We start from the raw sequence: 12,693 nt of genomic DNA, 5'->3' as shown, positions 1-12,693 counted from the left end.
TGAACCTATGTCGCTTTTCTATTTAAAAGAAGAATTTTTGAATATCATTCCAGGTAACCACAATCATCAGGACCATGAGAAGCATGATTCCGACAAAATGGACCATCCCTTCTTTTTGGCGGTCTACCGGTTTGCCTCTCAACGCTTCAATGATAAAGAACATCAAACGTCCACCGTCCAATGCCGGCAACGGAAGCAAGTTCATGATTCCCAAGTTGATGCTGAGCATCCCTGCCCAACTCATTAACGTGAAAATACCGTATTTCGCTACTTCTTCTGTCGTTTTGTAAATGCCGACTGGGCCTGAGAGGGCGTCAATGGTAAATTGCCCGGTCACCAGCATCCCAAGCAAACGGAAAATTTCCTGGAACCAGAACACTGTCCGTTCTGCCCCGTATACGAAGGAGCCTAGAAAATCTTTCTCGAACGGGCTTTGGTATAGAACACCGATAACGCCGATTTCTTCGGGAGATTGTTCAGAAACTTCAGGAGTAATCGTGAAATTCAGTTGTTCTTTGCCGCGCTCTACTTGGAATGGCAATGGATTGCCTGCATTATCTTGGACAATCGCTACCAGCTCATCCCAATTCGCAATCGCTTTGCCGTCGATATTCGTCACTAAATCCCCGTTTTGCATGCCGGCTTCAGCAGCTGGGCTGTCTTCCGTCACTTCCGTAATGATCGGTTCATTCGTTGGAATTCCCTGCATCATCCCGAGTGCCGAGAAAATGAAGAATGCCAGGATAAAGTTAAATAACGGACCTGCAAAAATGGTCATAAAACGGTGGCCAATGCTTTTTGAATCAAATTGGCGGTCATATGGCGCCAAGACGATTTCTTTGCCGTTTTCTTCGACAACTGCATCGCGGGCCACTTCGATGCGGACGAATTTCTCTTCTTCGTCGTATCCTTTAATGTAAAGCTCTTTTTCCAAATCGGCTTCTTCGACTTCCAGCAATAAAATATCCGGATACATCGTCTTTTGGTTCATGATCACTTTTTGGGCTTTGCCGTCTGCATTAAGCAAAACGCCAATGCGGTGACCAGCCTGAATCTGAATCGTATCCAAGTCTTCTCCAGCCATACGGACATAGCCGCCTATCGGCAAAAGCCGGACCGTATAAATGGTTTCACCTTTCGTGATGCCAAGAATTTTAGGGCCCATGCCTATCGCAAATTCACGGACCAGGATGCCAGCACGCTTCGCAAAAAGGAAATGCCCCAATTCATGAAAAAATACTAAAGCACCGAAAATTATGATAAACGATAATACTGTTTCCATATAAACCCATCCTTATAAACCGTTTCCGGTTTTAATCTTTAGCTATTTTAGCATGTTTTTAACGGATTTTCTTGTTTCAGCATCGACGTGCAGGATCGTTTCCAAATCTGGTGCAGAGATGACTTCATGATGGTCCATTGCGCGTTCAATCAATTCTTCAATTTGGAGAAACTTGATTTCTTCATTTAAAAACATGGCGACTGCCTGTTCGTTTGCCGCATTTAATACGGTGGTCATCGTGCCGCCTGTTTTGCCCGCATCAAAAGCAAGTTTCAGTGCGTGGAAGCGCTCAAAGTCCATTTCACGGAAATGCAATTTCCCAAGTTCGGCCAAGTTTAAGCGCTTTGCCTCCGGACGCGGCAACCGGTCCGGGTAGGAAAGGGCATACTGGATCGGCACCCGCATATCCGGCGTTCCGAGTTGTGCGATGACACTCGTATCTTGGAACTCGACCATCGAATGGATGATGCTTTCCCGGTGCAGCAAAACGGCAATATCTGCATACGGAAAGTCGAACAATACATGGGCTTCAATCACCTCGAGCCCTTTATTGATCATGGTTGCCGAATCGATGGTGATTTTTGCGCCCATGGACCAGTTCGGGTGGTTCAATGCTTCTTTGACGGTGACGTTTTTCAGCTCTTCACGAGTCGAATCACGGAAACTGCCGCCGGAAGCCGTTAAAATCAGGCGGCTCGCCTGCTCCCTTTTTTCCCCGTTTAAAGCCTGGAACAAAGCAGAATGCTCGCTGTCTACCGGCAAGACATCCGCCCCGTATTTTTTGGCGCTGCCCAAGACCAGATGGCCGGCAGTAACCAAGGTTTCTTTATTGGCGATGGCAATCGTACGCCCCAATTTAATGGCTTCCAACGTCGGTTCCAACCCAACACTGCCGATGACTGCATTGACCAGCACATCCGCATCGTATGTAGCCGTTTCGATTAATCCGGCATGTCCGAAGACAAAGGAGACGCCAGGAAATTCTCTTCTAAGTTCAGTTGCATCTTCTTCTCTCTGTACACAGACAATTTCAGGCCGAAATTCTTGAATGAGCTGTTTGACCACTTGAATATTTTTGCCGGCAGAAAAACCGCGCAGCGTAAATTCTGTATGATGTTCTCTAATGATGTCTGCTGTTTGCATACCGATGGAACCGGTCGCTCCCAGTAAGATGATATTTTTTCCCATTCAATTAATTCCTTTCTTAAATGAAATGCAAAAAGTGAAGCAACGGCATGACAAATAGAATACTGTCGAAACGATCCAGTATGCCGCCATGCCCCGGCAAAATATTGCCGGAATCTTTCACGTTAAAATGGCGCTTCAAAGCGGATTCGACCAAATCGCCCATTTGCCCAAAAACAGAAGCGATGATCGACACAGCGATAATCAGAAGCACCGGTTTTTCAAGGTCGACAAAAAAGTTGAAAATCAGCCCAATCGCAATCGCCCAGACAATTCCGCCGATAAACCCTTCGATGGTTTTATTCGGCGAAATTTCCGGCCAAAGCTTGCGTTTGCCGATTTTGCGGCCTGTAAAATAAGCGCCTGAATCCGTAAACCAGACCACGAGAAGGGCGAAGACCACAAACGCCAGCCCTTCCAAACGCGTTTCGATCAGGTAATAAAACCCGATTCCTACATATAACGTCCCGAGAATCGCAAATGCCGCATCGTCGAATGTGAAACTGTTCTTCACGACTACGGTATGGATTAACAGAAGAATAACTGCCAAGAATGCAATTTCAACTTTCACGTAGCCGGTCATTTCCGTTAAACCGATGGCCCATTTATCAGGAAGCATGAACGCATAAAGAGCGATAAGGGAAATGAGTCCCGGAATACTCCAAAGGGTTCTGCCTTTCATTTTCAAAAGCTCTTGCAGCCCAATCGTCGCAAGTGCGTAAGTAAGCAAGATAAACGGGATTCCGCCGATGATGACAAAAGGAATGAAAAGGGCAGCGGCTATAATTCCGGTGATGATCCGTTGTTTCAATTCGCTTCTTCTCCCTTCAATCCTCCAAAACGGCGGTTTCGCTGCTGATAGTTCTCGATGGCTTCAAGCAAAGACGCTTCGCCGAAATCCGGCCATAGCGTTTCAGTAAACCAAAACTCGGTGTAGGCCAGCTGCCACAGCATAAAATTGCTTAAACGGACTTCCCCGCTTGTGCGGATCAACAAATCAGGCTCTGGAAGCTGATTCGTCATCAACCCATTTGTAATGTGGTCTTCTGTAATATCTTCTAGGGCTAATTTTCCAGCTTGGACTTGTGCGGCAATGTCTTTCACGGCATCCACAATTTCTGCCCGGCTGCCATAGTTCAAAGCAAAATTTAAAATAAGGCCGGTATTGTCTTTTGTGGCTTCTTTTGCTTTTCGTATCGCTTCGATGGTGTGCGACGGCAAGTTATGATGGTACCCCATCATTTCGACTCGCACATTTTCCTCTATCAATTCCGGAAGAAAAGTCGATAAGAACTCTTCCGGCAAACGCATCAAAAAGTCCACTTCCATTTTAGGACGTTTCCAGTTTTCTGTTGAAAATGCATACAGCGTTAAAACACTTACCCCTAAATGATTGGCAAGCTTTGTGATTTTGCGGACCGTCTTCATTCCTTCGTGGTGGCCAGCTATTCTAGGCAATGAACGCTTTTTTGCCCAGCGCCCATTCCCATCCATAATAATGGCGATATGCGCAGGCACTTCTTCATTTGCCACGGCCAAGGCACGGCTTTCGTTTTCCGGCGCGGTATCGGCCATTCTTTTTAATAGTTTATTGAACATTATCTAATCCTCCACCTATTACAAATCGGCATGTCTAATGCTTATCATATCAAAAAAATCGCCTTCGTGCGCTTTCTTTCACGAAGCACTTGAATTTTTTGGCATAAAAAAGCGTCCTGTAAAACAGGACGCTTTATAACGAGTGAAAGTTCGATTAGACTTCTAAAATTTCTTTTTCTTTGTCTTTAGCCACTTCATCGATTTTCGCAATATATGAATCCGTCAATTTTTGGACGTCATCAGAATAGCTGCGCAAGTCGTCTTCCGTGATTTCGCTCTTCTTCTCGAGCTTTTTCAAATCATCATTTGCATCACGGCGAATGTTGCGGATTCCGACTTTTGCGTCTTCCGCTTCTTTTTTCACTTGTTTCACTAAATCCTTGCGGCGTTCCTCAGTCAACGCTGGGATGGCCAAGCGAATCACCGTTCCGTCGTTTGATGGGCTAAGGCCCAAGTCGGATTTCATGATGGCTTTTTCAATATCGCCCATGACTGTTTTATCATAGGGCTGAATTACGATTAAGCGTGCTTCTGGAACAGAAATCCCCGCTACTTGGTTGATGGGTGTAGGAGCTCCGTAATAATCCACTGTCAGTTTGTTCAGGATCGAAGGGTTAGCACGTCCTGCACGGATAGAAGATAGTTCACGTGAAAAAGCTTGAATGGCGTTTTCCATTTTTGTTTTCGTATCGTTCAATACAATTTTCGGCATTAGATTGATCTCCTCACTACTGTCCCGATTTTTTCACCGAGAACAGCCCGTTTTATATTTCCATTTTCCATAATTGAGAATACTACGAGTGGAATGTCATTGTCCATACAAAGTGTAGAAGCAGTAGAATCCATTACTTGCAGCCCCTGCTGGATGACGTCAAAATAAGAAAGCTCTTCGTATTTAACGGCAGTTGAATCTGTTTTCGGATCAGCTGAATAAACGCCGTCCACATTATTCTTCGCCATTAAAATCACATCCGCTTCAATTTCGGCAGCACGGAGTGCAGCTGTCGTATCCGTCGAGAAGTAAGGATTGCCTGTACCTGCAGCAAAGATGACAACCCGCTTTTTCTCTAAATGGCGAATTGCTCTTCTGCGGATATAAGGTTCTGCTACTTGGCGCATTTCAATAGAAGAGAGCACGCGCGTTTCAATGCCTTGCTTTTCTAAAGAATCTTGCAGCGCCAATGAGTTCATGACTGTCGCAAGCATCCCCATGTAATCTGCAGTTGCCCGGTCCATACCCATTTCTGAGCCGATCTTGCCTCTCCAGATGTTGCCTCCGCCTACTACTACCGCTACTTCAACACCCAGCTCGACCACTTCTTTTACTTGGCTGGCTACCGTTTTGATGATTTCAGGAGACAAACCGAAACCTTGCCCGCCTGCCATCGCTTCTCCACTTAGTTTTAGTACAATGCGTTTATATTGTTGAACACTCATCGGTACCCTCCATTACACTTTTATTGAAAAATAGGGAACACTTGGACGTGTTCCCCAGGTAAAACATATTAAATGATTATTTTTTGTTGACTTGGCTCATAACTTCATCAGCAAAGTTATCTTCACGTTTTTCGATGCCTTCTCCAACTTCGTAGCGGATGAATTCTTTAACAGCTCCGCCAGTTGAAGCAGCGAAATCGCGTACTTTTTGATCTGAGTTTTTAACGAAAGCTTGGTCAAGCAAGCAAACGTCCTCGAAGTATTTACCAAGGCGGCCTTCTACCATCTTCGCAACGATGTTTTCAGGTTTGCCTTCGTTTAGAGCTTGTTCAGTCAAGATTTTGCGCTCGTGTTCTACTTCTTCAGCAGAAACTTCGTCGCGTGATACATATTTAGGGTTTAATGCAGCAATGTGCATAGCGATATCGCGTGCTGCGCTTTCGTCAGTTGAGTTTTCAAGTACAACTAGCACCGAAATGCGGCCGCCCATGTGAAGGTAAGGACCAAAAGCGTCTGCGTCAGTTTTCGTACGTACTTCAAAGCGGCGCAAAGTGATTTTTTCGCCGATTTTAGCGATTGCATTTGAAATGTGGTCAGCAACTGTAGAACCGTTTGACATCGTTGAAGCAGTCGCTTCTTCGATTGTAGCTGGCTTCGTTGTGATCAAGTGCTCGCCAAGTTCTTTAACAAGCGTTTGGAATCCTTCGTTTTTCGCTACGAAATCTGTTTCAGCGTTTACTTCGAAAATTACCGCATCGTTGCCTTGAACCAGGATTGAAGTAATCCCTTCAGCTGCGATTCTGTCCGCTTTTTTAGAAGCGCTTGAAAGGCCTTTTTCACGTAGGAAATCGATTGCTGCGTCGATGTCGCCATCTGTTTGAACTAGTGCTTTTTTGCAATCCATCATACCTGCGCCTGTTTTTTCACGCAATTCTTTTACCATTTGAGCTGTAACTGCCATGATTAAATTCCTCCTTAAGATGTGTACGATTTCTCAAAAAAAGGTGATAAGTGGGTTTGGCCGCTTATCACCTGTCATACTTGTGAATTACTCAGCAGATTCAGCTGCTGCTACTTCTTCGTCTTCTTCAGGTTTTGACTCAAGCAAAGCATCAGCCATTTTACCAGTCAAAAGTTTAACCGCGCGGATTGCATCATCGTTTGCAGGGATCACATAATCGATTTCATCCGGATCGCAGTTTGTATCAACGATACCAACGATTGGAATGTTCAATTTGATTGCTTCTGCTACTGCAATGCGCTCTTTGCGTGGGTCAACTACGAACATTACGTCCGGAAGTGAACTCATATCACGGATACCGCCAAGGAATTTAACAAGGCGTTCGTGTTGTTTTTTCAATTGAACTACTTCTTTTTTCGGTAGAACTTCGAAAGTTCCATCTTCTTCCATGCGCTCGATTTGTTTCAAACGGTTCACACGTTTTTGGATTGTACCGAAGTTAGTAAGTGTTCCACCCAACCAGCGTTGGTTGATGTAGTAATTGCCAGAACGTTCTGCTTCTTCTTTGATCGCGTCCTGAGCTTGTTTTTTCGTACCAACGAATAGCACTTTACCGCCTTCTTCGCCCACTTGTTTCATGAAGCTATAAGCTTCCTCCAATTTGCGGACTGTTTTTTGAAGGTCGATGATGTAGATACCGTTACGTTCAACGAAAATATATTTTTTCATTTTCGGGTTCCAACGGCGAGTCTGGTGACCGAAGTGTACACCAGCTTCAAGCAATTGTTTCATAGAAATTACTGACATGTTTGTTTCCTCCTGATAGGTTATTTTTCCTCCGCATTTTTCTTCTCTGAACCGTTACTTTTGCAAGCACCTGCGGAACAGATCAAAATGCGTGTGTATTTAACACCATTTGAAATTATACCACGGTCTGGGTTCGTTCCGCAACAAGTTTCTCTTATTAATTGAAGGGCTTAGAAAATGTCCGTTTGGATTCCGAAAATAATTTTAAGTTTTAGTCTCTGAAAAGCAATATTTTGAAGCGGAATCCACTCCGGATCTTGCATCAAACAAAAAAGGCACCGGAATCAATCCAGTGCCTTTCAATCATTGATTAGTTCATTTTCAATTGTTCAAGTTCAGCTAGGAATTTCGTGTTCAATACTTTGATGTATGTCCCTTTCATCCCTAAAGAACGCGATTCAATTACGCCGGCACTTTCAAGTTTGCGAAGTGCGTTAACGATAACTGAACGTGTGATGCCGACACGGTCAGCAATTTTTGAAGCAACCAGCAAACCTTCGTTGCCGTCAAGCTCTTCAAAGATATGTTCGATGGCTTCAAGCTCACTGTAAGAAAGTGATGAGATCGCCATTTGAACAACTGCTTTGCTGCGTGCTTCTTCTTCGATGCGGTCGCCTTTTTCGCGAAGGATTTCCATCCCTACTACGGTAGCGCCGTATTCGCCTAGAATTAGATCATCATCGTGGAATTCGCCGTTTACGCGCCCTAAAAGAAGCGTTCCTAAACGTTCTCCTCCGCCGATGATCGGTACGATGGTTGTCAACGCTTCTTTGAACAATTCACGCTCTTCTACCGGGAAGATTGTGTGTTCGCTGTTAACATCCAAGTTTTCAGTTGTTTCGTGGATATTTGATAGATTTTGAGTATACTCTGTTGGGAATTGGCGCTCTTCAAGCATTCCGATCATGCGCTCGTTTTCGATTTGCTGGTTGATTGCATATCCAAGAACTTTACCTTTGCGGCTTACGACGAAAGCGTTGCATTCGATTACTTCGCTTAAAGTTTCCGCCATGTCCTTGAAGTTTACAGGTTTCCCTGCAGCTGCTTGCAGCATTGAGTTAATACGACGTGTTTTTTCCAATAAATTCATTTAAATGAACCTCCTACTAATTTGCGAACAGTATTTATTTAATATTCTAAAGGTTTTTACTACTTAATGAAACTATTTTGCATGAAATTACAGAATAAATTGTGACAAATCTTTATTTTTAGCCACATTTTCAAGCTTTTCGTTCACATATTGAGGCGTGATATCAATTTGAGCCGGTGAAATCTCCGACGCTTCAAACGACAGATCCTCCAGCAAACGCTCTAAAATCGTATGGAGCCTTCTGGCACCGATATTATCTGTATCCTGGTTCACTTCATATGCTATTTCCGCTAGTCTGATAATTGACGCATCATTGAAGTGTACCATAACTCCTTCAGTTTCGAGAAGCGCTTTGTACTGATTTATCAAAGAATGTTTAGGTTCTGTAAGGATTTTGACAAAATCTTCAACTTCCAGCTTCTGAAGTTCGACGCGGATCGGGAATCGCCCCTGCAATTCAGGGATCAAATCAGAAGGTTTCGACATATGAAATGCTCCAGCTGCCACAAACAGCATGTAATCCGTTTTCACCGCTCCGTATTTTGTCGATACGGTCGATCCTTCGACAATCGGCAAGATATCGCGCTGCACCCCTTCGCGGGAAACATCGGCAGATGAAGAGTTATTCTTGCTCGCAATTTTATCCATTTCATCAATAAAGATAATGCCATGCTGTTCAGAACGCTTGATCGCTTCTAAAGCCACTTCCTCATCGTCCACTAATTTCGCGGCTTCTTCGGCTGTTAATATTCTTCTGGCTTCTTTCACTTGCAGACGGCGTTTTTTCTTTTTCTTCGGCATCAATGAGGATAAGGCATCTTGCATATTTGCACCCATTTGTTCCATTCCCGAACCTTGCAGGGCATCAAACATGGATGGCATGTTTTCAGTCACTTCTACCATGACCCATTCATCTTCCAGTTTTCCTGCCTTCAAGTCTGCAGCAATTTCCCGCCGCTTTACACGGACTTCCACTTCAGCTGTCGGATCTTCCTCTTCCTGCTGATCCATTTTTTGTCCAAAAAGCATCTCCAATGGATTTTGGCCGTTCGCTTTTTTCTTTCGCGAAGGCGCCAACAGCTTAACGATCCGCTCATTCGCTGCTGATTCCGCCTGGAATTTGACGGCTTCAAATTTCTCTTCTTTGACGATGCGGACAGCCGCTTCCACTAGATCGCGGACCATCGATTCCACATCACGCCCAACGTAGCCCACTTCCGTGAATTTTGTCGCTTCCACTTTCACGAACGGAGCCCCTGTCAATTTGGCGATGCGGCGAGCAATTTCGGTTTTCCCGACGCCCGTCGGCCCGATCATTAAAATGTTTTTCGGAATCACTTCATCCCGGAGCTCTTCATCCAACCGGCTTCTGCGGTAGCGGTTTCTAAGCGCGATCGCAATTGAACGCTTGGCTTCTTTTTGTCCGACGATGTACCGATCCAAATGGTCGGTGATTTGTCTAGGAGTTAAATCTTGTTGTGATTTCATTTGCCCAACTCCTCTACGATAATTTCGTGGTTTGTATAAACGCAAATATCCGCTGCTGTTTCAAGTGCAGACTGAGCGATTTCTTTGGCAGTCATTTGATCGCCGGCATATTTTTTCAATGCACGCCCGGCTGCCAATGCATAATTCCCGCCTGAACCGATCGCAAGTATGCCATCGTCCGGTTCGATCACTTCACCTGTGCCGGCTACGAGAAGCAGCTCGTTCTTGTTCATGACGATCAACATCGCTTCTAACTGGCGGAGGATTTTATCTCCTCGCCATTGTTTGGCAAGTTCCACAGCTGCGCGCTGAAGATTGCCATTGTATTCAGTCAGTTTGCCTTCGAACATTTCAAATAGCGTAAAAGCGTCTGCTACAGAACCGGCAAATCCGGTCAGGACCTGGCCATTGTATAATCTCCGAACTTTTCTTGCTGTATGTTTCATGACGACCGCATTGCCGAAAGTGACTTGCCCGTCGCCAGACATGGCACATTCGCCGTTATGCTGCACGGCAAATATGGTAGTTGCATGGAATTCCTGCATGGTAAATCCCCCTCTAAGCTCTTGGATGAGCATTTAAGTATGTTTTTCGTAAATGTTCTTTAGTCACATGTGTATAGACTTGCGTCGAACTTAAATGTGAATGCCCGAGCAATTCCTGGACTGTCCGCATATCAGCGCCATTATTCAGCAAATGCGTTGCAAATGTATGGCGGATCATATGGGGATAGATCGTGGAATTGATCGATGCCTTTTTCATGCACTCACTCAAAATATGGCGAATGCCTCTATCCGTCAGCAGTTCGCCCCGATTATTGACGAAAAGCCCTTGATGGTCCTGTTTCTTCATTAATTTAGGACGTGCTTCTTCAATATAATGTTCCAATGCTTCGTGGGCAAACTGGCCATAAGGGATATAGCGTTCTTTCCGCCCTTTCCCCATGACTTTGACTATCTGCATATGGCGGTCCAAATCTTGCATGCGGATATTTACGCATTCACTGACCCGCATGCCGGTTGCATATAACAGTTCAAGGATCGCCATATTCCGCAGCGACAACTTGTCCTCGCCTTGAACAGAAAGGAATAAAGCCTCCATTTCTTCTTCATAGAAAAATTGCGGCAGGCGTTCTTCTTTTTTAGGGTGGTAAAGCGAACGGAAAGCGGCTTCACTTAACCCGAATTCGCGATTGCCGTATTTGAAAAAGGAACGGATGGATGAAATTTTTCTCGAAATTGTCGTGCGCGACAGCGTCATTTCGTATAGATTCGTGACATAGTTTCTAGCGTGCAGATATTCTACATCCCGTATATCCGGAATCCCTTCTTTTTCTAGGAACAGAAAAAAATCCTCCAAATCTTTTTCATAATGGTGGACGGTGTGTTCGGAATAATTTTTTTCGAGTTGAATGTAGGCCATAAATGATTTGAGCATCTCTTCTTTATTCATCCGATGGACCCACCTTTTTTGGCAAATAGAAAAGCCTCTAAATTATAACAACATTTAGAGGCTTTTTTCAATTAAACAGTCACGGTATTCATAAAATTGTGAATAGCTGCCAGTGCACGGTCAGCATGTTTTTCAGCACGTTCCTGCTTGGATTTTACGCGTTCGCCTAAATCCGGGAACAATCCGAAGTTGATGTTCATCGGCTGGAAGTTTTTGCTGTCGGCTTCTGTAATATAGCGCGCCATGCTTCCTAAAGCCGTTTCTGCCGGGAAGACGATTTGCTCTTCTCCAAGTGCAAGTTTAGCTGCATTGACGCCGGCAAGCAATCCGCTTCCTGCTGATTCAACGTAGCCTTCAACGCCTGTCATCTGTCCAGCAAAGAAGATGTTCGGATTTGCCTTCAATTGATATGTCGGCTTCAATACCCGCGGCGAGTTGATGAATGTGTTGCGGTGCATCACACCGTATCTCACGATTTCCACATTTTCGAGCCCCGGAATGAGACGCAACACTTCTTTTTGAGGTCCCCACTTCAAGTGCGTTTGGAAGCCGACAATATTGTAAAGGGTTCCGGCCGCATCGTCTTGGCGAAGCTGCACAACAGCATAAGGGCGTTTGCCTGTTTTCGGATCTTCGAGCCCTACCGGCTTCATCGGTCCGAACGTCAATGTTTTTTCTCCGCGAGCCGCCATCACTTCAACCGGCATGCAGCCTTCAAAATAAATTTCTTTTTCGAATTCTTTCAACGGCACGACTTCCGCTTCGACCAAAGCCGTGTGGAAACGTTTAAACTCTTCTTCCGTCATCGGACAATTCAAGTAAGCCGCTTCCCCTTTGTCATAACGGGATTTCAAATAGACTTTATCCATGTCGATGCTGTCTTTTTCAATAATCGGTGCTGCAGCATCGTAGAAATAAAGGTATTCCTCACCTGTCAATTCTCTGACTTTTTCAGCCAAAGCCGGAGAAGTCAATGGGCCGGTTGCGATGATCGTGATGCCTTCCGGAATTTCCGTTACTTCTTCGTTAATGACTTCAACTAACGGATGGTTGCGGACTTTTTCCGTCACCAATCCCGCAAACTCGTGGCGGTCAACGGCTAGTGCTCCGCCTGCCGGAACAGACGCGCGGTCTGCAGATTCGATGATGACCGAATCCATATGGCGCATTTCCTCTTTGATCACGCCAACCGCATTGGTAAGCGAGTTCGCCCGCAATGAATTGCTGCAGACAAGTTCTGCAAATTTATCTGTATGGTGCGCTGGCGTCTGTTTTACTGGGCGCATCTCATAAAGCCGCACATTAATTCCTCTTTTGGCAACTTGCCAAGCCGCTTCACTTCCTGCAAGGCCAGCTCCGATCACGTTTACATATTTCGTCATAGTTAACACC

At 45.0% G+C, this 12,693-nt stretch carries 13 protein-coding genes; all 13 read right to left on the bottom strand.

The features are described 5' to 3' along the window. Nucleotides 1-22: 22 nt before the first annotated feature. On the bottom strand, nt 23-1,282 hold the full coding sequence (gene rseP / locus MTR82_RS01560; protein ID WP_246807472.1) for an RIP metalloprotease RseP: 1,260 nt from the start codon (nt 1,280-1,282) through the stop codon (nt 23-25). Nucleotides 1,283-1,324: 42 nt separating this feature from the next. Continuing rightward, nucleotides 1,325-2,470, bottom strand: a complete 1,146-nt coding sequence (dxr, locus tag MTR82_RS01555; RefSeq protein ID WP_246807471.1) for a 1-deoxy-D-xylulose-5-phosphate reductoisomerase — start codon at nt 2,468-2,470, stop codon at nt 1,325-1,327. A 16-nt stretch (nt 2,471-2,486) separates the two neighbouring features. Further along, nucleotides 2,487-3,278 (bottom strand): phosphatidate cytidylyltransferase, encoded by a 792-nt coding sequence (locus tag MTR82_RS01550; RefSeq protein ID WP_246807470.1) that lies wholly within the window; start codon nt 3,276-3,278, stop codon nt 2,487-2,489. Beyond that, the gene (locus tag MTR82_RS01545) at nt 3,275-4,066 is read right to left on the bottom strand and encodes an isoprenyl transferase (RefSeq protein WP_052651259.1); all 792 of its coding nucleotides are present in this window, start codon (nt 4,064-4,066) and stop codon (nt 3,275-3,277) included. Before MTR82_RS01545 ends, MTR82_RS01550 begins: the two co-directional genes overlap by 4 nt. Before the next feature lie 154 nt (nt 4,067-4,220). Next, the gene (gene frr / locus MTR82_RS01540; protein ID WP_246807469.1) at nt 4,221-4,778 is read right to left on the bottom strand and encodes a ribosome recycling factor; all 558 of its coding nucleotides are present in this window, start codon (nt 4,776-4,778) and stop codon (nt 4,221-4,223) included. Next, complete coding sequence (gene pyrH, locus MTR82_RS01535; RefSeq protein ID WP_052651255.1) at nt 4,778-5,503, bottom strand: UMP kinase; 726 nt, start codon at nt 5,501-5,503, stop codon at nt 4,778-4,780. The genes frr and pyrH overlap by 1 nt, the downstream gene beginning before the upstream one ends. Nucleotides 5,504-5,579: 76 nt before the next feature. Beyond that, nucleotides 5,580-6,464 carry a translation elongation factor Ts gene (gene tsf / locus MTR82_RS01530; protein WP_246807468.1) on the bottom strand — a complete coding sequence of 295 codons (885 nt, stop codon included), beginning with the start codon at nt 6,462-6,464 and terminating at the stop codon, nt 5,580-5,582. An 87-nt stretch (nt 6,465-6,551) separates the two neighbouring features. Beyond that, nucleotides 6,552-7,271 carry a 30S ribosomal protein S2 gene (gene rpsB, locus MTR82_RS01525; RefSeq protein ID WP_052651252.1) on the bottom strand — a complete coding sequence of 240 codons (720 nt, stop codon included), beginning with the start codon at nt 7,269-7,271 and terminating at the stop codon, nt 6,552-6,554. Nucleotides 7,272-7,581: 310 nt separating this feature from the next. Beyond that, a complete protein-coding gene (gene codY / locus MTR82_RS01520; protein WP_052651250.1) occupies nt 7,582-8,361 on the bottom strand; it encodes a GTP-sensing pleiotropic transcriptional regulator CodY in 780 nt (259 codons plus the stop codon). 87 nt (nt 8,362-8,448) lie between these two features. Next, complete coding sequence (gene hslU, locus MTR82_RS01515; RefSeq protein ID WP_246807467.1) at nt 8,449-9,849, bottom strand: HslU--HslV peptidase ATPase subunit; 1,401 nt, start codon at nt 9,847-9,849, stop codon at nt 8,449-8,451. Beyond that, the gene (gene hslV, locus MTR82_RS01510; protein ID WP_246807466.1) at nt 9,846-10,394 is read right to left on the bottom strand and encodes an ATP-dependent protease subunit HslV; all 549 of its coding nucleotides are present in this window, start codon (nt 10,392-10,394) and stop codon (nt 9,846-9,848) included. The genes hslU and hslV overlap by 4 nt, the downstream gene beginning before the upstream one ends. A 13-nt stretch (nt 10,395-10,407) precedes the next feature. Beyond that, nucleotides 10,408-11,301 carry a tyrosine recombinase XerC gene (gene xerC, locus MTR82_RS01505; RefSeq protein WP_246807465.1) on the bottom strand — a complete coding sequence of 298 codons (894 nt, stop codon included), beginning with the start codon at nt 11,299-11,301 and terminating at the stop codon, nt 10,408-10,410. A 71-nt stretch (nt 11,302-11,372) separates the two neighbouring features. Beyond that, nucleotides 11,373-12,683 (bottom strand): FADH(2)-oxidizing methylenetetrahydrofolate--tRNA-(uracil(54)-C(5))-methyltransferase TrmFO, encoded by a 1,311-nt coding sequence (gene trmFO, locus MTR82_RS01500; RefSeq protein ID WP_052651242.1) that lies wholly within the window; start codon nt 12,681-12,683, stop codon nt 11,373-11,375. Nucleotides 12,684-12,693: the final 10 nt, after the last annotated feature.

Origin of the sequence: Planococcus ruber (assembly GCF_022819085.1) — a bacterium.
Taxonomy (GTDB): Bacteria; Bacillota; Bacilli; order Bacillales_A; family Planococcaceae; genus Planococcus; species Planococcus ruber.
This window is presented reverse-complemented; position numbering and strand designations above follow the sequence as displayed.

What these genes read in the sequence shown, in the direction of transcription:
- hslV (WP_246807466.1), bottom strand. Translation starts at nt 10,394, where the DNA reads ATGCAGGAATTCCATGCAACTACCATATTTGCCGTGCAGCATAACGGC.
- rseP (WP_246807472.1), bottom strand. Translation starts at nt 1,282, where the DNA reads ATGGAAACAGTATTATCGTTTATCATAATTTTCGGTGCTTTAGTATTT.
- rpsB (WP_052651252.1), bottom strand. Translation starts at nt 7,271, where the DNA reads ATGTCAGTAATTTCTATGAAACAATTGCTTGAAGCTGGTGTACACTTC.
- dxr (WP_246807471.1), bottom strand. Translation starts at nt 2,470, where the DNA reads ATGGGAAAAAATATCATCTTACTGGGAGCGACCGGTTCCATCGGTATG.
- pyrH (WP_052651255.1), bottom strand. Translation starts at nt 5,503, where the DNA reads ATGAGTGTTCAACAATATAAACGCATTGTACTAAAACTAAGTGGAGAA.
- MTR82_RS01545 (WP_052651259.1), bottom strand. Translation starts at nt 4,066, where the DNA reads ATGTTCAATAAACTATTAAAAAGAATGGCCGATACCGCGCCGGAAAAC.
- tsf (WP_246807468.1), bottom strand. Translation starts at nt 6,464, where the DNA reads ATGGCAGTTACAGCTCAAATGGTAAAAGAATTGCGTGAAAAAACAGGC.
- frr (WP_246807469.1), bottom strand. Translation starts at nt 4,778, where the DNA reads ATGCCGAAAATTGTATTGAACGATACGAAAACAAAAATGGAAAACGCC.
- xerC (WP_246807465.1), bottom strand. Translation starts at nt 11,301, where the DNA reads ATGAATAAAGAAGAGATGCTCAAATCATTTATGGCCTACATTCAACTC.
- hslU (WP_246807467.1), bottom strand. Translation starts at nt 9,849, where the DNA reads ATGAAATCACAACAAGATTTAACTCCTAGACAAATCACCGACCATTTG.
- codY (WP_052651250.1), bottom strand. Translation starts at nt 8,361, where the DNA reads ATGAATTTATTGGAAAAAACACGTCGTATTAACTCAATGCTGCAAGCA.
- trmFO (WP_052651242.1), bottom strand. Translation starts at nt 12,683, where the DNA reads ATGACGAAATATGTAAACGTGATCGGAGCTGGCCTTGCAGGAAGTGAA.